Origin of the sequence: Paenibacillus sp. FSL R5-0341 (genome assembly GCF_037975235.1) — a bacterium.
GTDB classification, from domain to species: Bacteria; Bacillota; Bacilli; order Paenibacillales; family Paenibacillaceae; genus Paenibacillus; species Paenibacillus amylolyticus_A.
Map to the genome: position 1 here is coordinate 2,653,241 of NZ_CP150241.1, position 19,545 is coordinate 2,672,785.

The following is a 19,545-nucleotide window of genomic DNA, read 5'->3' on the forward strand; positions in this document are numbered from 1 at the left end:
TTCACATCTAAATAATCATTCAAGAAAATACAGGGATAACAGCGATCAAAAGAACGATTCGTAACCGTAACGGGCGCATGCTCAAACCAAAATGTTGAGTGTATGAACCGCCACCGTCCTGCAGGATTTCCCCGGGAGGAACCTACTTTTGTTTGACAACAAAGAAACGTTCAAGAGTATCTTTACACGGAATCTGGTCAGCAAATTGGGCAAACCGATTGAAGAAGCAACACAGGAAGACGTGTACCATGTACTGGGAAGCATGATTCGTGAATATGCAGGCCAGGATTGGGCAGCGTCGAATCAGGGGTTTAAGCAGCGCCAGGATAAACAGGTCTATTACTTCTCGCTGGAATTCCTGATTGGACGTCTGCTCGGCAACAATCTGCTGAATGTGAATGAATTGGAATTGGTGCGCGATAGTCTGGCTGAGCTGGGCTTCTCCTTGGAAGAGGTGGAAGAACAGGAGGCGGATGCAGGACTCGGTAACGGAGGTCTCGGACGACTCGCTGCCTGTTTCCTGGATTCACTTGCATCACTTGGGTACGCGGGACATGGCTGCGGCATTCGGTATAAATACGGATTGTTTGAGCAAAAGATCATCAATGGCAATCAGGTCGAATTACCTGACAATTGGCTGGATAAAGGCAACGAATGGGAAGTACGTCGTCCAGACAAAAAGGTGGAAGTGCAGTTCTGGGGCCGGGTGGAGGCTCACGAGCAGGATGGAGAATATCAGTTTGTTACAAAAGATGCCGAATCGGTTGTGGCCATTCCCTATGACGTGCCTGTCATCGGTTATGGTCAAACCCATGTGAACACATTGCGTCTATGGAGTGCCGAGCCGAAGCGCGAGACTTCACTCGACACCCCTTCGAACTACTACGGCTATCTGGACTATAGCCGTTCGGTTGAATCGATCTCGGAATTTCTGTATCCTGATGATTCCCAGTATGAAGGAAAGCTGCTACGATTGAAGCAGCAATACTTCATGTGTTCAGCAGGCGTGCAAAGTGCGTTACGTACATTCAATAAGCTGGAGCTTTCGTATGATCGTTTGCCAGATAAAGTGGCTTTCCACATCAACGACACGCATCCAACCTTGGTTATTCCTGAACTGATGCGCATCCTGATTGATGTGAAGGGTTATGGCTGGGATGAAGCATGGGATATCACAACTCGCACAGTATCGTACACCAATCATACAACGCTTAGTGAGGCGCTTGAGAAATGGCCTGTATCCATGATCAGCAAGCTGCTGCCACGGATTTATATGATCATTGAAGAGATCAACAAACGCTTCTGTGGCATGCTGCTGGATCGGTACCCAGGAGATCAGGATCGCATAGGGCATCTGGCGATCGTTGCGAACGATCAGGTGCGGATGGCGCATTTGGCGATTGTAGGCAGTCATAGCGTGAATGGTGTCGCGGCATTGCATACCGAGATTTTGAAGGAGCGTGAGATGGCTCCGTTCTATGCACTTTATCCAGAGCGTTTCAATAACAAAACGAATGGTATTACCCATCGCCGCTGGCTGATGCATGCCAATCCGAAACTGTCGGATCTCATTACAGATACAATTGGTAACGAATGGATAACAGAGCCGGGCAAGCTGGACCAGCTGGCAGGTTTTGCGGATAATACATCATTCCAAGAGCAGTTCCGTTCGATTAAGCGGGATAATAAGGAACGACTTGCTGCATATATTCTGGATCATACTGGAACGACAGTGAATCCGGATTCCATTTTTGATGTGCAGGTGAAGAGGCTGCATGGGTACAAACGGCAACTGTTAAACATTCTGCATGTGATGCATCTGTATAACCGGCTTAAGAATGATGCTTCGTTTGATATGGTGCCGCGTACGTTCATCTTTGGAGCCAAGGCAGCACCGAGTTATTATTTTGCCAAGAAAATCATCAAGCTGATTAATACGGTATCTGACACGGTGAATCGGGATGCAGCGGTGAATGACCGCTTGAAGGTATTTTTCCTCGAAAACTATTCCGTCTCTCTTGCAGAGAAGATTATTCCGGCTGCGGATGTTAGTGAACAGATCTCAACCGCAGGCAAGGAAGCTTCGGGTACGGGCAACATGAAGTTTATGATGAATGGCGCCTTAACGATTGGCACGATGGATGGGGCCAATGTGGAGATGGCAGAGCAGGTCGGAGAGGAAAACATGTTCATCTATGGTCTGCGCGCAGACGAAGTGCTTGAGTATTATCGTTCCGGCAGCTACCGTCCGAATGAGATTGTGCAGCACGATGAACGGATTCGTGAGGTCGTGGAGCAATTGGTACATCCAGGTGCATTCTGTTATCGTGACGGAGAATTCTGGGATATCTATGACTCGCTACTGGCTCACGGTGATGAATACTTTGTATTGCGTGATTTTGCTGCTTATGCTGACGCGCATGCTGCCATTGACCAGGCGTATCGGGATGTTCCAGGCTGGACTCGGAAAGCGATATTGAACACGGCTCATTCTGGTATATTCTCCAGTGATCGTACCATTAGTGAGTATGCTACGGATATATGGGGTATTCATCCCGTGTCCGGGAACTGGAAAGGTTAAGAATAAATTGTTAGGCAAACAAATCCCCTTGTTCACAAGAGCTATCTCTCCTGGTTAATCAATCATCGTAGAGAGCATCTCCTTGTAGAACAAGGGGATTTTGGCTTACAGTGAATTAATGAACGGAGGGAAGGACCAGACTTTGAAGTGACGGATGTCTGGAAATCGACCCCTGAACAACTGGACATGAAGATCTATATCCCGTTAAAATAGAGCTTACCGCTTTGCGGAAATCAAGGTCGGAGGACGGGATGAATGAGCGAAAAGTCGTGCCTCCACTCCAAGTGGATGCTGACCATTGTTGCTTGCATGGCAGTGCTTTATCTACTAATTATGGGCATTTTACTGTTTGTCAGTGGACGAACACCTGGCGTGTATTATCAATATAATCTCGTACCCTTTGAGACGATTCGCCCACTTCTTATGGAGAGGGAACGATACAATACAGATACCTGGGTCAAAAACCTGTTTGGCAATATCGTATTGTTCATTCCGCTGGGCATCTGGATTCCATGGTTGTTTCGGAGGTGTCGTTCGTTCCTGACCTTTACATCGACAGTTATCTTGCTTCTACTGGGTGTTGAGCTGACACAATTGATTACGCGTGTTGGTTCGTTCGATGTGGATGACATTATTCTGAACACGATCGGTGCCTGGATAGGTTACGCCGCGTTTAAGTTGTTTTTATGTTCACCAAGAAGGACTCGGAATTGAGCCGCAGATCGCGGTCCAGGACCGGGTCTTTTTGCATAAGATACCTTTCACATGTTTACAAGGGAATCTTTTCGGATAAAACATATTAACGGCTTAATACAGTGAGCAGAGATTATATAGTGGACAATGATGAGAGCGAGGTGGGCGATATCGTTTGGTGGAAAGAGAGTGTGGTCTACCAGATTTACCCGAGCAGCTTCAAGGATTCGGACGGAGATGGATATGGCGACTTGCAGGGGATCTATGAGAAACTCGATTATTTGGAGAATTTGGGTGTGGATGTAATCTGGCTCTGTCCTATCTACGATTCACCAGGACATGACAACGGATATGATATTCGGGATTACTACGCTATTCTGCGTAAATACGGCACGATGGAGGATTTTGATCGGTTATTGGCAGAGGCTCACAAGCGCGGGCTCAAGATCATGATGGATCTGGTGCTGAATCATACGTCGGATGAACATGCGTGGTTTGCCGAATCGCGTTCATCAAAGATGAATCCGAAGCGGGATTATTATATTTGGCGTTCAGGCAAAAATGGGCAGGTGCCGAATAACTGGGAGTCCTATTTTGGAGGTTCAGTGTGGAAGCATGATTCGGAGACAAATGAATATTATTTGCATTTGTATTCGGAACAGCAACCGGATCTCAACTGGAACAATGCACAGATGGCAGAAGAGATGTATGAGATGGTGCATTGGTGGCTGGAAAAAGGGGTAGACGGATTCCGTTTCGATGCAGTAGCGCATATCGCCAAGGCAGAGGGGCTGCCAAGTGCCCACAATCCGGATAATCTGCCGGTGGTTCCAGCGTATCAGCTCTTTTCCAACCTGGAACAGGTACACTCCATCCTGAAGAAACTGAATAACATGATCCTGAAACCTTACGGACCCATGACGGTTGGCGAGACTTCCGGACTTGGACCTGAGCAGGCGCTGGCTTATGTGGGGACGGATCGTGACGAGCTTAATATGGTTTTCCAGTTTGAGCATATGTTCATCGATGCCAAATCTTCTGGAATTGGTAAATGGAACTATAAGGAATGGAAGCTGACCGAACTCAAAGAAATCATGAGCCGGTGGCAAACGGTTTTGCATGGTAGAGGCTGGAACGCCAATTACATGGGCAACCATGATCAGCCGCGTCCGGTTTCGCGTTTTGGAGATGACGGTAAATATCGGGTACGTTCTGCTCAGATGTTGGCGACATGGATGCTTACACTTGAAGGAACGCCCTACATCTATCAAGGGGAAGAGATTGGCATGACCAATGTCGCTTTCCCAGATATTGAACAATACCGGGATATCGAGACCAAAAATTATTACAATCATTACATTGGTCAAGGTAAGTCGAAGCATGAAGTCATGCAGGCGATTTGGTTGAAGAGTCGCGATAATGCCCGGACGCCAATGCAATGGGATGATACGGAACACGCAGGGTTTACCAAAGGTCAGCCGTGGATTCAGGTGAATGATAATTATCCTGAGATTAACGTCGCCGATGCCGAAAGTGATCCCCAATCTATTTTGCATTATTACCGTAAGCTAATTGCCCTTCGCAAACAACATAAAGTGCTGATCTACGGCGCGTATGAATTGCTTCTACCGGATGATCCGGATATCTATGCTTATACACGAACGCTGGATGATGAGCAGATGTTGGTCATTCTGAATTTCCGTGGGCATGAACCCGAGATGGAGTGGCCGGAGGGCTGGGATTCCGAGCATGCCAAGCTGATGATCAGCAATGTAAGCAGACGATATTCTACCGATGAAGGTGCGATTCAGCTTCAGCCGTTCGAAGCAAGGGTGTATCGTAAGCAGCGCTGAGATGGATAATCGCGAATTTTGCGTTGGTGAAGAGCTATGATTTATAATAAATAAAGTGGTTTTAAAATAATCAAAACATATGTCGGGAGGAATCCAAGTTGTTGAATATTACGTTCCACGGTCACTCCAGTGTACAGCTGGGCACAGAAGAAAAGTCTCTGATCATTGATCCCTTCCTGCGTGGCAACGAGCTTGCCGTCACTAAGCCGGAAGATATCAAGACCGATGTTGTGTTGCTGACACATGCACATATGGATCACATCCTCGATGCTGAACCGATTGCCAAAGCGAATAACGCCAAAGTTGTGGCTATTGTGGAGCTGGCTACATATATGTCATGGAAAGGTCTGGACACGCTTGGGATGAACATGGGCGGAACGGTAGATCTTGATTTTGCTCAAGCCAAAATGATCCAGGCGTTCCATACTTCCGGGATCGTGTTGGAAGAAGAACAACGGATCATGTATGCAGGTTTGCCTGCTGGATATATCATTAATATTGGTGGCAAAACCATTTTGCATGCCGGAGATACAAGTCTCTTCGGGGATATGAAGATGATTGGTGATCGCCATGATATCGATGTAGCTTTCTTGCCTATTGGTGGACATTTCACCATGGGACCTGAGGATGCGCTACAAGCGGCAGAATGGTTTAATGCCAAACTGACCATCCCGGTTCATTATGATACATTCCCGGTGATTCGTCAGGATGCGGAACACTTCGTGCAGCAGCTGGCTACAAAAGGGTTGGAAGGCCGTGTGCTGGCCCCAGGGGAATCCATTACCCTGTGATGCACATTTAACCCCTGTTCAATAATAAATGGATTGATAGATAAAGACGAATATCACGTCAAGATAACTGACGCGATATTCGTCTTTTTTCGGTTTCAGGTTCAATTTTCACAGATAGAGTTGGTACAAATGACAAAAAGATTGAAATTCCATTGTTGAACTCCGTTTCGGAATGATATAAAAAGTTACACGGAAACCAACCGGAAATCCGAATTGACCGCAAAACAGGGGGAGCGTTTATGTCATTTGTGAGATCATTATTCTTTCAGATTATTGTAGCGGTAATCATCGGGATTGGCGTAGGCATCCTGTGGCCGGATCTGGGCAGTTTGCTGCAACCGCTCGGAACAGGCTTCATCAAATTAATCAAAATGATCATCGCACCACTGATATTCATGGTGATTGTGACAGGTATTGCCAAGATCGGTGATCTGAAGTCCGTAGGACGCATTGGATTGAAAGCCATCGTGTGGTTCGAAATTGCAACTACTGTGGCGCTGGTACTCGGATTGGGAACAGCCAATCTGCTTCGTCCTGGTGCCGGAATGAACGTGGACCCTTCGACCATAGACGCAAGTGGCATCGAAGCGAAAACGAATGGTTCCGAGTTGCCACATACGGTGGACTTTATCATGAATATTATTCCGACAAGTGTTGTGGATGCCTTTGCACAAAATGCACTTCTGCAAGTACTGCTCGTAGCATGCTTATTCGGGGTTGCGCTGGCAGCAACGGAGAGTAAGGCGAAAGAGAATGTATTGACGCTGATTGAGAACCTGCTCGGAATTGTGTTCCGCATCATTGGTTACATCATGAAACTCGCGCCAATTGGTGCATTTGGAGCCATGGCCTACACGGTAGGAGCTTATGGGGCTTCCACATTGTCGTCCTTTGGTCTGCTTATTCTTGCTTGTTACGGTGCAGCGCTGCTGTTTCTCGTTATGTTGGCACTCGCTGCCTGGTGGATCACGGGGCTGAATTTCCTGCAATTTGTGAAGTATACCCGCTCTGAAGTGATGCTGGCAATTGGTACCGGATCGTCAGAAGTGGTGATGCCACGCATGATGGACAAGCTCACCAAGGCGGGATGTGATCGTGCGGTTGTGGGGCTTGTAGTGCCGACGGGGTATTCATTCAATCTGGATGGCGCTTCGATCTATTTATCGTTGGCAACAGTCTTTGTGGCTCAAGCCGTAGGTACTGAACTGACGTTTGTACAGCAGATTACGATTTTGTTAGTGTTGATGTTAAGTTCCAAAGGTATGGCAGGTGTACCTGGCTCCGCATTCTTGGCTCTGTCCGCGACGGCAGTAGCCGTCAATGCCTTCCCGGTAGCAGCGGTTGCTCTGCTGCTTGGTGCAGATCGCTTTATGGATACAATGCGTGTATTCACCAACCTGATGGGAAACTGTGTCGCAGCGTTCGTAGTCGCAAAATGGGAAGGTCTGCTGGATCAGAAGCGAATGCGTGCAGTACTATCAGGTGAGATTAGTGCTGCTGAACTGGAAAGGGAAGAACAGGCTGCGCTAGCCTTAATAAAGCTAAATATGCAGGAAAAACAAGGGAAAGCTGTAGTTTCACCGGAGATGTCGTAAGAAGTGTGTCCCCTTTGTGGGGACTAAGTCAACTGACAGTACTTTAAAATAACAATCCATTACAACAGTAATAAACAGTAAAATACATTTAAGAAGTTCAACCAAGTTCAACCAAAAGAAACCGTCTGTTACCCACTCCAATCGTGGGAAGAACAGGCGGTTTTCTGTTTTACCAATACAGATATCATGGGGGTTACGAACGCAGGTTCCAAAATAAATGTTACAGAGGAAAGATTAATGGGGAATGTGTAGAAGAGACGAAGAATATACATATTATAGTTTCAACTTGTATATACATGTTTACTTATGTAATATAGATATGAAGTTAGCCGAGAACATCACATAAGAGCATTACAATTTATTGGAGGCGTTAACATGAGTTCTAATAACACAACTCCGTCATCTTGGTGGAAGACATCAACGGTGTATCAGGTATATCCGAAGAGTTTTAATGATACAACCGGATCGGGCACCGGAGACATTCGTGGATTAACCGAGAAGCTTGATTATTTGCAGCATCTGGGTATCGATATTGTGTGGTTGCAGCCGGTATATGTATCCCCGCAACACGATAATGGGTATGACGTAGCGGACTATTATCGGATTAATCCGGATTATGGAACGATGGAGGACTTTGACGAACTGTTGAAAGGTCTGAAGGCTCGTGACATGAAACTGATGATTGATATCGTGGTGAATCACTCCTCGACAGATCATGAGTGGTTCCAGCAATCCCGTTCTTCCAAGGATAATCCGTACCGGGATTATTATATTTGGAAAGATCCTGCGCCGGACGGCGGTGTGCCAAACAACTGGCAATCCAAGTTCGGTGGACCAGCTTGGCAATATGATGAACAGACGGGACAATATTTCCTGACTTTATTTGATAAAACGCAGGCAGATCTGAATTGGGAGAATGAAGAAGTACGTAAAGCTGTACGGGATATGATCAAGTTCTGGGCCGAAAAAGGTGTAGATGGTTTCCGTATGGACGTGATCAACCTGATCTCGAAAGACCAGCGTTTCCCGGATGACGATGGCAGCGTGTCACCTGGTGATGGACGCAAGTACTACACGGATGGACCGCGTGTGCATGAGTATATCACCGAGATGTACGATGAAGTATTCGGGCCTCACAACATGGTGACGGTAGGCGAGATGTCCTCGACAACATTGGAACACTGCATCCAATATTCGAACCCGGCTTCCCGGGAGTTTTCGATGACGTTTAACTTCCACCACCTGAAAGTGGATTATCCGAATGGTCAGAAGTGGGAACTGATGCCGTATGATTTCGAAGCGATGAAGCAGCTCTTTAGTGAGTGGCAAACAGGCATGCAGGCCGGTGGAGGCTGGAACGCACTGTTCCTGAATAACCATGATCAGCCGCGGGCGCTGTCCCGATTCGCCGATGATGGTGATTATCGTGCTCAGAGTGCGAAGATGCTTGCAACAACGATACACGGAATGCAAGGTACACCTTATGTCTACCAGGGTGAAGAGATCGGCATGCCGAATCCAGTCTGGAATGACGTCAGCGAATTCCGCGATATCGAATCGACGAACATGTACCGCTTGCTTCAGGAAGAACGAGGCAAATCCGCTGAAGAAGCTTTCAACATTGTAAAAGAGCGTTCCCGAGATAACTCGCGGACACCGATGCAGTGGAATGGAAGTAAGAACGCCGGATTTACTACCGGAACACCTTGGCTGAAAGTGGATGAGCGTTATCCGTCCATTCACGTGGAGCAGCAGCTGGCTGACCCGGATTCAATCTACTACCACTACCGCAAATTGATTGCCCTGCGTAAACAGGTTAACGTGCTGATCGACGGTCTGTATGAACGATTGGACGATGCACACCCAGATGTGTTTGCTTACGCACGGACCAATGGCAGTGAAACTCTGATTGTTGTATCCAACTTCAGTAAACGAGACGTCACGTTCTCGCTTCCGGAAGCGGTGTGGAATGATCATATTACAAATAAATCAGTAGAGTTACTCATTGGAAATACAGAGGTAGCGCCTCTACTGACACAGGAAATCTCCCTCAGTCCGTATGCATCCTATATGTGGCTTGTGCCACAACAGGACTAATCACATTTTATAAATAGGAAGTGACACTATGGCAATTGATAAAAAACAGGTTGAGGAGATCGTCCGGGCAGTCGGTGGCAAAGAGAATATTGAAGCTGCTACGCACTGTGTTACACGACTCCGTTTTGCTTTGTACGATGAGAGTAAAGTGGATACTGAAAGTCTTGATCAAAATGATCTGGTCAAAGGACAGTTCTCTTCTCAAGGACAATTCCAGGTCGTTATCGGACCTGGTCTGGTGGATAAGGTCTATGATGAGATGATTCAGATCACCGGGGGAGATCGTTCTTCCAAGGATGATGTGAAGGCGGTCGCTGGTAAAAAGCAAAATCCAATTCAGCGAGCAATTAAAACGCTCTCGGATATTTTTATTCCGATTTTGCCTGCGATCATTACGGCAGGTCTTTTGCTCGGGATTAACAATATTCTGACAGGCCCAGGTATTTTCTTTGATGGAAAATCACTGGTGGATGTCTATCCAGCCTGGAAGGATCTTGCGTCCATCATTAATACGATCGCGAGTACAGCCTTTACGTTCCTGCCGGCTCTGATTGGTTGGGCAGCTGTAAAAAGGTTCGGCGGCAGTCCGCTGCTCGGGATCGTGCTGGGTCTCATTCTCGTACATCCCGATCTGCTGAGTGCATACGGTTACGCTGATGCCGTGAATGATGGCACGGTGCCAACATGGAATTTGTTCGGTTGGGAGATTGAGAAGATCGGTTATCAAGGGCAGGTTCTGCCGGTACTGGTATCGGCCTATCTGCTTGCCAAGATGGAGATTTTCCTGAACAAAAGGGTACATGACTCCATTAAACTGCTGGTCGTTGCACCAGTCACGTTACTGATTACCGGATTCCTGGCATTTACGATTATTGGTCCAGTGACATTCGCCATTGCGAATGCAATCACATCTGGCTTGATCTATGTTTACGATTCCTACGCGGCGCTGGGTGGTCTGATCTACGGTGGTCTATACGCTTTGCTGGTTATCACTGGTATGCATCACACGTTCCTTGCGGTGGATGTTCAGCTCATTGGTAGTCAGGGCGGAACGTTCCTGTGGCCGATGCTGGCATTGTCCAATATCGCACAGGGTTCAGCGGCACTTGCGATGATGCTTGTATTACGTGAGAAGAAAATGAGAGGACTTGCGGCAACGTCCTCAGTATCGGCCTTCCTCGGGGTAACCGAGCCGGCAATCTTCGGAGTGAATATCCGTTACCGTTATCCGTTTATCTTTGGTATGATCGGTTCCGCGATTGGTGGTGTGCTGCTGACGATGAATAATGTTCAGGCAACCTCCATCGGTGTAGGTGGCGTACCTGGATTCCTGTCGATTTTCCCTAACAAATGGGGCGTCTTCTTCATCGGCATGGCGATTGTCCTTGTTGTGCCGTTTGTACTGACCGTTATTTTTGGTAGAGCCAAAATGAGAAAAGAAGATCGTAATGCAAGCAATGAAACCGTTGCTGAGCCTAAAGCGGCTACATCGCAGTCTGCTTCGGGCGTTACCTCTTCGGCTGCAAATACAGATCCCAACCAGCGCACTCGTAGTGCGGCTAAAGTTGGGGATAAAGCCGTGAATACGCTGGAAATCATGGCGCCTTTAACAGGCCAGGCTGTTTCACTGGAGCAAGTGCCTGATCCGGCTTTTGCCGAGAAACAAATGGGTGAGGGTGTAGCGATTGAACCTTCCGGCAACGTGGTAGTTGCCCCATTTGATGCTCAGGTAGCTCATGTAATCAAAAGCAAACATGCGGTGATTCTTGAACATGCGAGTGGTTTACAGGTACTGATCCATGTTGGGATTAATACGGTATCCCTCAAGGGTGAAGGTTTCAATATGCATGTCGAAGCTGGCGAGCATGTAAAGGCTGGACAAAAGCTGTTGGAATTCGATCGTAAGGTGATTGAAGATGCGGGATACCCGCTGATTACACCGATTATCATTCCAGATGGTCAGGATATGGTTGAACGGGTGGAAGTCACGACAGGTGATGTTACATCCAATCAAAATGGTGTGCTGAAGGTTCATCTGAAAGGTTAATTGAGATAACAACAGGATGGGGGCTGCATGATGTGCAGCTCCCTTTTTGTTGTGAGATCGTTATTTTCATGACCATCATGGTAAACTGTATATAAAATGGAAGAATCACATTTTTAAAATAATGGTGGTTGGAAAGGTTTTTCTGACAAAGCAAGCTTCAGGCATTTTCGAGTCGTGGCGTTCATATGGTGGAGAAAGAGTTCCTAGTCAAGTGATGAGGAGGAGAGCCATGACACGTATTGCGGTGATGGTCATTCATGGGCTGGGTATGCGAAAGGATGGGTACGCGGACAAGCTGATTGCTTGTTTGCATAAGGAATTGGACAAGGTGATGGTCTTGCCTGGAGCCTCCAAACAGATGCTGGATATCGAACCTGTATATTGGGCGGATGTATTTGAGGAGCGGGAAGAAGCGCTGTTTCAACAGCTCGTCAGCTCTCCGGGATTGAATTACCAGACGCTGCGCCGATTTGTCATCCATTACCTGGCTGATGCGGTTGCATATCAACCGGTGGAAAATCAAGGCCATAACTATGATGCCGTACATCGAACGTTGAATCAGGCGATGCATACTCTTGCACAGCGTAATGGACCGGAAGCTCCACTCTGTGTGGTTGCCCACAGTCTGGGTGCCGTAATCGCAAGTAACTTCTTCTACGATCTGCAATATCCGTCCAGTCGTGTACCTGAAATTGTCGATGTGAACTCGGCTTTGGAGCGAGGGGACACCCTGACCCATTTTTACTCGTTTGGTACAACCCTACCCTTATGGAGTTTGCGTTACCATGACTTTAGTCGCCCGATTCAGGTGCCCTCCTCCCATGTAGATCACTATTATGCCGGTCTGGAAGGGGAGTGGGTGAACTTCTATGATCGGGATGATATTTTGGGTTATCCGCTTCGTCCCATCGATCCGGCTTATGAGAAAGCTGTCAAAGAAGACATTGAAGTGAACTCGGGTGGCCTGGGCTTGAGCTGGAATCCGTTAAGTCATGGAGGTTATTTCTCCAATGCAAGCATGAATCGCAGAATCGCGCAGGGGCTGGCTCGAACCTGGACCTGGATAAATCGCTCATAATATAAGAGGTAGTTCAAAGATGGTATTTTGAACACGTATTGTAAGTGTATTGAAATGAGGAGGGAATACGTATGGAATGCAGGACAGGCTGTGCCGCATGTTGTATCGCGATTTCCATATCGTCACCGATACCGGGCATGGCTCATGGCAAGCCGGCAGGTGTACGTTGTGTGCAGCTTACCGATGATAATCGCTGTGGAATTTTTGGCCAAAAAGAGCGTCCTGCGGTATGCAGTGGATTGCAGGCTGAGGAAGAGATGTGCGGTAGCACCGATCAGGAAGCCTTTGATATTCTGACCTGGTTGGAGCAAGAAACCGCACCGACCTTAATTGTACCGAAGGTAATGTGAATGACTTGTTTTAATTAAATAGGATATTTATACTTAATATGGAAGAAGGTCGATCAGAGAGAGGAGACTCGAATAGAATGGGGTTTGTTAAACGTTTTGTATTGGTTGTTGTGAATATGATCGGAGAGTTATGGATGGGCTTTTACCGACGTAACTCGGATTATTATGACCATCAGACTTCGGAGTCCAAGAGCAAGATTGGCTATTATGCATTTATTATTGGAGCAACGGTAGCTACAGTGGGCATTGTGGGCTGGATGTACAACCGAATTTATTCATGATTAGTCATTATGCTTAATTTGAATGAGGCCAAATGCTGAAGATGAGTCTGTACAAACAAAAGAGAGTATCCGCAGGATATGACATCAAATGGATACTCTCTTTGGCATGGGATCAGAGAAGATATGATCATTGAAGTGAGGGCTTAGCTTTCTTTCCCTTCAACATATGTACGAGAATCATCTTCAGTACGGAAGAGACGATGAAGAAAATAAACAGGATGCGGAACAATTGATATCCGGATACAACCGAAAGGTCAGCATTCACTTCATGTGCCATGATACTCATCTGATCCATGCCGCCAGGGGCCATACTGAGTAGCGAGGTTGCCGCCGAGAGAGAGAACACATTCATTAACAGATAACTCAATCCAAGCGCACCAACAATGAGCAGTACACTGCTAATCACCGCTAGGGTCACTGTCTGTGTCTTACGTTGCAACTGTTCCGGCTTGAGCATCAGTCCAACGTGACTGCCTATCATCAATTGCGATACGTTCAGCAGGGAGGTTGGCAGACTGGGTATGTGCATGGCTGTACTTAATTGAATGACACACATAACGATCATGGGACCCAGCATAAAGGCCGTCGGAAACCGGAGTTTGTGTGCAACCCATGCACCAGCTACACAGAGCGGAGCATAGAGGAGGATCTCGGGGAAAAGGGCTCCCCACGTTGCTATGTCAATGAGCGGCTGACCTGAACTGCCACCTGCGGTACCTCCAATCCACGGACTGAACAGCAAGAACGGAACACAGAAGACAATCATGATCAACCGTGTCACCTGCAAAAAGGTAACCAGCGTCAGATTGATGGATTTCATCTCTTCTGCAAGGGACACCATCTGGGATAGTCCTCCTGGAATGCTGCCAACCAGCAGGGAGGGGAAGTCAAAATCAGTCACCTTAGAAGCGATGTAGGCCGTAAGCACACACAATCCGATTAACAGCAGGGTCATCAGCAGCATCATGGGAAGTTGTTGCAAAATGCCGTGCAGAGCCTCTTCGGTTAAGGTGAGTCCAATTGAATAGCCAACAATCAGAATGCCATAGTCCCGGATGGAGGCAGGCCACATGAGTGGCCATTTGGCAACTTGGGAACCAAGCAGCATGAATACCATTGGCCCGAGCAACCACGGGATCGGTGTATGAATGACTGTGAACAGCAATCCGCCAAGAACAGAGACACCCAGACTAAGAAAAAACCGAAAGACAACGTAGGAACCGAGCTTGTGCATCAGTTCCATCCGTTTAGCCTACCGGTTGAATGAGGTGGTATGAGATTCAGGTATGCATTCAGGTTTAATGAAGGATTCATGTTCATGTGTGATCACTCCTGATGATGAGATACGTTGCGTTATCTGCGGAACAACCAAGCTGCTTTTTCAACTTATCAAGATCCTGCAAGAGCCGTAGCGGAAGGCTTGGGTTCTCTGAACATTACATAATACATCAGTGATGAAATAACGTATAGACTGCCAGTGATGCTGAATGTGATCGCGTAACCCCAATACGTTCCGTACGTGGTAACCAGGTAGGATTGCACAGGTCCCATGGTCGCCCAACCAATCATGAATGAGGTCTGCATCAGTGAATTGGCAATGCCGCGGCGTTTGTCAGAGATCCGATCCACCAGTATGGCTGAATGAATGGGATTGGCTGCGTTCATCAATGCTTGTCTGAATAAGAAACTCAGCGAAGCGATGAACAACAGATTGGTGAAGCCTGTTAATAGAAGGAAGGGCAACGACATGACCTGGAAAATGACAACAGCTCGTACGCTCCCGACCTTTGCTGCCAAGGTAGGACCAATCAGCATGGATACAATCGTCATAATCTGACCGAGTGCAATCAACAGGCTCATGCCGCTCAGAGAAACCGAGAACCGATTGGTGAAATACAGATTCAGGTACGGTACAACCAGTCCTGAGCCTAATCCAATTAATAACTGGGTCACTACAAACTGACCAATCAGTCGGGAATCTTTTTTCTTCGTGATCAAATCGTCCGTGCTTAGGGTACTCGGTGAACTTTCTTTTAGATCTGCATTGGGTTGAAGAACGGGTTGTGCCGGAATTGTTGTCTGCGTAGCAGCCGTGCCTTCGGTTACAAATAACAGTGGAATAAACGCCGCCAGTGTTGCTGCACCACCGACAAATAAAACCGTCTGTAATCCGGTCACTTTGGCGAGTCCTGCCGTATGTAACAAATCTGCGAATACGCCGCCACCCAGGCTACCAAGCACCTGGGAAGCGAGCACAAGGGATGAATAATAACTGAACATCTTAAGCCGCTGACTTTTCTTGACGTTTTCTGCCAGATAAGGGATGGCGAGTACCTGGAATACACCAGCGAAAAGGCCAGAGAATACCGCAAACCAGATCAGTCCGGTAGCCGAATAGTCGAACGAGCGTCCAATCAGAAAGATTCCGCTGAATAACGCCCCCGTAATGAGTAGCCGCTTGCGACTGAACAGATCACCGCATAGACCGATAGGAACAAACATAATGGCTGTTGCAAGTGATTGAATACTTACAATCTGGCCGTTCATTGTATCATTATAGCCCAGACCCTGAATGTACAGATTGTACAAGACAGAGAACATGCCATTTCCGATCTGATACAGAATGCTAGCCAGGAAAAACAGTTGAATATTGCGGGACCAGCCGCGAATTTCATCATGAATATGTCGTAAAACTCTCAAGTGGTTCCCTCCAGTCTGCCTGTGCAGTGATTCCAGTTTAACAGGAAAGGAGAATTTGCGGAAGAATTGACCACTGTTTATTTTGGTATAGGGGTATCAATCACACGAGCGATGACGAATCCATCGTAACCTTTGCTACCGACGGTTTGCAGTGCCGTAGCTTCAAGCCGAGGGTGTTCGGCAATCAACTGCAGGAAGGCTCGAACGCCTTGAACTCTGGGGTCCGTGCTGTCCGCTCGGATTACTTCACCGTCCCTGACAATATTGTCACCAATAATAAGACTCCCTGGCCGAGTCAGTCGCAGGGCCCATCTCAGATAATCGGGATTACTGGGTTTGTCCGCATCGATGAAAATCATATCAAACGGTTCCCTGTATTCTTCCTGAACATCGGGAAGGGTGGTCAGGGCAGGACCAACTCTCAGGTCGACCTTGTGCATCAGTCCTGCACGTGTGAGATTGGCACGTGCCAAGTCCGCATGGTGTGGTTCGGATTCCAGTGAGACGATGTGTCCATGTTCAGGTAGCGCTCTTGCCATCCAGATGGTACTGTACCCACCCAGTGTGCCGATTTCAAGTACACGGGATGCACCTTGGATTTGAAGCAGGAGCTGGAGTAACTTTCCTTGATTCGGTGTTACGTCATGAGCGGGCAGTCCAGCTTCGGCATTGGTTTGCAGTGTTTGCTCCAGCAAGGTATCCGAAGGAATCAGCAGATTATTCATGTAGTCGTCGACTTGAGTCCAGGTATGCTGAGAGTTGTTCGTATTAATATTTTTCATCTTCATATGTTCCTTTCTTTGTTTCGTGTATTGGATTTCATAATTCAACTATAGATGGAGTGAATATATAAATAAAATATATAATATGTATGTTAATATAACTTTAGATTATGTATTTGACATGGAAGAGGTGTAGCACATGAATCTGCATGGATTACGATTATTTCATGCCATCGTGAGATATGGCGGGGTCACTCGTGCCGCAGAGGAATTGAATATTAGTCAGCCTGCGGTATCTTCTCAGGTGAGGAAGTTTGAGCGTGAACTGGGAATTCGACTTTTTGTTTCGGAGGGAAGAAGATTGGTGCTTACGGATGCCGGGATGCAGTTAACAGGTTATGCGGAACGTCTGTTCATGCTGGAGCAGGATGTCGAGAATTTTGTGCAGGATTTTAGGGAGGGCAAGAAAGGACTAATCCGGCTTACGGCAACTTACTTGCCTTCGAATTTTCTACTGCCGGCCTGGATTGCGCGGTTCAAGCAGATGCAAGAGGATGTGGATCTGGTTGTGAGCACAACCAACACCCGGATGGCTTTTGACCAGTTGCTTCGCTACGAGGCAGAGATTGCAGTGTATGGTGGAAGTGGCATTACACATGCAGGTGTGCAATGGGATGAACTGTTTGACGATGAGATGTGGTTTGTTGTGCATCCCGACCATCCGTATGCGGGCAAAGAAATTGAGCTGCATGAGATGGTGGCAGAACCGTTCATTATGCGTGAAGAAGGCAGTGCCACACGTGAGCGGCTCGTGTCCCTTTGCACCACAAATAACCTGGCCGCTCCCCGCATTGCGCTTCAGTTCAACGGGCTGAATGAAACGATCAGTGCGGTGAAGGCAGGTTATGGGGCCAACTTTATATCTTCTTTGGTTGTGAAGGAAGATGTGCATCAAGGCAGGCTGGCACGTGTGTACGTTCGAGGTGTACAGCTGAGAAATACGATTGCCGTATGTACAAGAGCAGGGGAAGTGTTATCGCCTGCTGCACAGCAGCTGGTCAAGTTTATCCGCCAAGAGGCTGCTTTGGTGGAATAAAAAGTGCGATTGTACTTAAAATACGTGTTCAAAAAGAGCAGTTTCAAGTACCCTAGAGCGACTCTTGAACAGCCTCTTGAAATAAATAAGTTGTTTTTTTGAACTATTTACTTTCACCTTGTTGTGGAGTACCCCATGCATGTAATCGGGCATAAAGGGTTACACCGCCAATGGTTAGGACAGGAATCCAGACTGCGACCATGGGTGCACGGTGGAACAGCAACGCGGCTACAATGACGCCGACCAAATAGATAACAACAGCACCCGCACGAAGGTAGGAGTCTGTAGATAAGGCTTTGACCAGTGATCGGATATTGGCATGTCGCAGCCTTTTAAGGATGCTTACGGTATCCTCAACCACAGCGGCGAGATTATTGGTGAGCACGGTTGTTGAGATGCCGGCAATTCCAATTCGACGTGCTGCAGTCGTTTGCATCCCCATTGCGATGGCTAGTATGACAATTAACAGATAAGACAGTTGTTCTGAAAATGGACTAATCATGGCGATCGCGAACAGCAGGAGCAATATGCTTTCAACAGTAAATACGGCTGTGACCTTAGAGGACCAGCCATTTTTGGTCTGCACATGTCCAACCATATGTGCTGCAATGGCATTGCCGGCTATAAAACCGATGAGGGCTAGCAGTGACCGCAACACGACAAATTCCTGCGCACGGGCGATGGCAATACCGAGCAGTACAATATTTCCCGTCATATTGGCTGTGAGCACATGTCCGAGTCCCAAATATCCAATCAGATCGACCATCCCCGCAGACATACATAGAAGGAGCATCGCGTACTTTTGGAGGGTGTTTTGATTCATCATATCCTTCCTTTCAAAAAAACGTAACCCATCCAGTATACAGCCATAACGCATGATTCTTCAAAATGAAATTCATGGCGCGGGACTATGGTGCCGTAAGCCAATCAAACATATTGTTCACCGCTGCCTCATGTATTCTCTCGTGAAAATGATGATCCTGCCCGCCATAGGCGTGAAACGTAACGTTAGCACCTCCGCGCTTCAGCCAGTGATACATTCGAGTTCCGTGACTATAGTTCACCTGTGTATCTGATGTGCCGTGCATGATTAGTACGGGGCAAGAGAGTTTGTTTGCATTCGACAAGGGAGATCGGGCGAGATAAGCTTCCGGAACTGCGCGCGGGGAACCACCCAGCACCCGTTTTAATGTGCGCCTCAGGTCGGTTCGTTCATGGTAAGTGCGTTCGACATCGGCGACACCGCTCCAAAGAACTAGCTTATGTACTTTGTCCGGTCCTTCATTGTAGACAGTCGCGGTATGTACGGCATTAATGGCTCCTCGGGAGAAGCCCATTAACGATATCCGAGTCGAGTCGGCAAAAGGCAAACGATGAACCAACCGGTAAGCCGCATGCACATCTTCGGCATCTCTTCCGCCATACTCGTCACGTCCTTCACCGCCTTCGTTACCACGATAGGATGGAGCGAACACGATATAACCTTTCTGTACAAATTGCTCAAGCCAAACGGTATTAACCCCGCCATAGCTGCCAAGTCCGCCGCGACAATAGATCAGTACCGGCCACTGTTCCGGTATGTTATCCATATCATGCATTGTTGTAGCAGGGTAGTGGCTGGCGAGCGGCTGTAGATGTAGAGACTTATGTATGGGAGCGCA

Annotated in this window: 16 protein-coding genes and 1 pseudogene; 12 read left to right on the top strand and 5 right to left on the bottom strand. The window is 47.5% G+C overall.

The window, feature by feature from the left end; genetic code table 11:
• Nucleotides 1-148 precede the first annotated feature (148 nt).
• The 11 genes and pseudogenes from MKX75_RS12165 (at nucleotide 149) to MKX75_RS12215 (ending at nucleotide 13,366) form a co-directional block, all read left to right on the top strand.
• On the top strand, nucleotides 149-2,581 hold the full coding sequence (locus MKX75_RS12165; protein WP_339169757.1) for a glycogen/starch/alpha-glucan phosphorylase: 2,433 nt from the start codon (nucleotides 149-151) through the stop codon (nucleotides 2,579-2,581).
• 120 nt (nucleotides 2,582-2,701) lie between these two features.
• Nucleotides 2,702-2,794: pseudogene (locus tag MKX75_RS12170) on the top strand (AraC family transcriptional regulator); the annotation flags it as partial.
• Between the two features lie 42 nt (nucleotides 2,795-2,836).
• Nucleotides 2,837-3,295, top strand: a complete 459-nt coding sequence (locus tag MKX75_RS12175; RefSeq protein WP_339169758.1) for a VanZ family protein — start codon at nucleotides 2,837-2,839, stop codon at nucleotides 3,293-3,295.
• Between the two features lie 140 nt (nucleotides 3,296-3,435).
• Nucleotides 3,436-5,127, top strand: a complete 1,692-nt coding sequence (locus MKX75_RS12180; RefSeq protein WP_339170443.1) for an alpha-glucosidase — start codon at nucleotides 3,436-3,438, stop codon at nucleotides 5,125-5,127.
• A gap of 98 nt (nucleotides 5,128-5,225) precedes the next feature.
• Nucleotides 5,226-5,918, top strand: coding sequence for a metal-dependent hydrolase (locus MKX75_RS12185; RefSeq protein WP_101313930.1), 693 nt, complete (start codon nucleotides 5,226-5,228; stop codon nucleotides 5,916-5,918).
• Between the two features lie 239 nt (nucleotides 5,919-6,157).
• Entirely contained in the window at nucleotides 6,158-7,513 is a 1,356-nt protein-coding gene (dctA, locus tag MKX75_RS12190) for a C4-dicarboxylate transporter DctA (RefSeq protein WP_339169760.1), read from the top strand.
• 375 nt (nucleotides 7,514-7,888) lie between these two features.
• The gene (gene treC, locus MKX75_RS12195) at nucleotides 7,889-9,610 is read left to right on the top strand and encodes an alpha,alpha-phosphotrehalase (protein ID WP_339169761.1); all 1,722 of its coding nucleotides are present in this window, start codon (nucleotides 7,889-7,891) and stop codon (nucleotides 9,608-9,610) included.
• Nucleotides 9,611-9,638: 28 nt separating this feature from the next.
• Complete coding sequence (gene treP / locus MKX75_RS12200; protein WP_339169762.1) at nucleotides 9,639-11,657, top strand: PTS system trehalose-specific EIIBC component; 2,019 nt, start codon at nucleotides 9,639-9,641, stop codon at nucleotides 11,655-11,657.
• Between the two features lie 229 nt (nucleotides 11,658-11,886).
• The gene (locus MKX75_RS12205) at nucleotides 11,887-12,735 is read left to right on the top strand and encodes a chemotaxis protein (RefSeq protein ID WP_339169763.1); all 849 of its coding nucleotides are present in this window, start codon (nucleotides 11,887-11,889) and stop codon (nucleotides 12,733-12,735) included.
• Nucleotides 12,736-12,806: 71 nt separating this feature from the next.
• Nucleotides 12,807-13,085: a YkgJ family cysteine cluster protein gene (locus tag MKX75_RS12210; protein WP_339169764.1), complete on the top strand. Its 279-nt coding sequence runs from the start codon at nucleotides 12,807-12,809 to the stop codon at nucleotides 13,083-13,085.
• Nucleotides 13,086-13,162: 77 nt separating this feature from the next.
• Nucleotides 13,163-13,366, top strand: coding sequence for a hypothetical protein (locus MKX75_RS12215; protein ID WP_339169765.1), 204 nt, complete (start codon nucleotides 13,163-13,165; stop codon nucleotides 13,364-13,366).
• Between the two features lie 127 nt (nucleotides 13,367-13,493).
• On the opposite strand, the gene MKX75_RS12220 is transcribed toward MKX75_RS12215, so the two are convergent.
• The 3 genes from MKX75_RS12220 to MKX75_RS12230 form a co-directional block, all read right to left on the bottom strand.
• Nucleotides 13,494-14,609: an AbrB family transcriptional regulator gene (locus MKX75_RS12220; RefSeq protein ID WP_339169766.1), complete on the bottom strand. Its 1,116-nt coding sequence runs from the start codon at nucleotides 14,607-14,609 to the stop codon at nucleotides 13,494-13,496.
• 146 nt (nucleotides 14,610-14,755) lie between these two features.
• Nucleotides 14,756-16,066, bottom strand: a complete 1,311-nt coding sequence (locus tag MKX75_RS12225; RefSeq protein WP_076330849.1) for an MFS transporter — start codon at nucleotides 16,064-16,066, stop codon at nucleotides 14,756-14,758.
• 77 nt (nucleotides 16,067-16,143) lie between these two features.
• Nucleotides 16,144-16,854, bottom strand: coding sequence for an O-methyltransferase (locus MKX75_RS12230; RefSeq protein WP_339169768.1), 711 nt, complete (start codon nucleotides 16,852-16,854; stop codon nucleotides 16,144-16,146).
• Nucleotides 16,855-16,987: 133 nt separating this feature from the next.
• Between MKX75_RS12230 and MKX75_RS12235 the strand changes: the two genes are divergently transcribed.
• Nucleotides 16,988-17,884: a LysR family transcriptional regulator gene (locus MKX75_RS12235; RefSeq protein ID WP_339169769.1), complete on the top strand. Its 897-nt coding sequence runs from the start codon at nucleotides 16,988-16,990 to the stop codon at nucleotides 17,882-17,884.
• Nucleotides 17,885-17,987: 103 nt separating this feature from the next.
• On the opposite strand, the gene MKX75_RS12240 is transcribed toward MKX75_RS12235, so the two are convergent.
• Both MKX75_RS12240 and MKX75_RS12245 read right to left on the bottom strand, forming a co-directional pair.
• On the bottom strand, nucleotides 17,988-18,710 hold the full coding sequence (locus MKX75_RS12240) for a YoaK family protein (protein WP_339169770.1): 723 nt from the start codon (nucleotides 18,708-18,710) through the stop codon (nucleotides 17,988-17,990).
• Nucleotides 18,711-18,792: 82 nt separating this feature from the next.
• A complete protein-coding gene (locus MKX75_RS12245) occupies nucleotides 18,793-19,473 on the bottom strand; it encodes a prolyl oligopeptidase family serine peptidase (protein WP_254847813.1) in 681 nt (226 codons plus the stop codon).
• Between the last annotated feature and the right edge of the window lie 72 nt (nucleotides 19,474-19,545).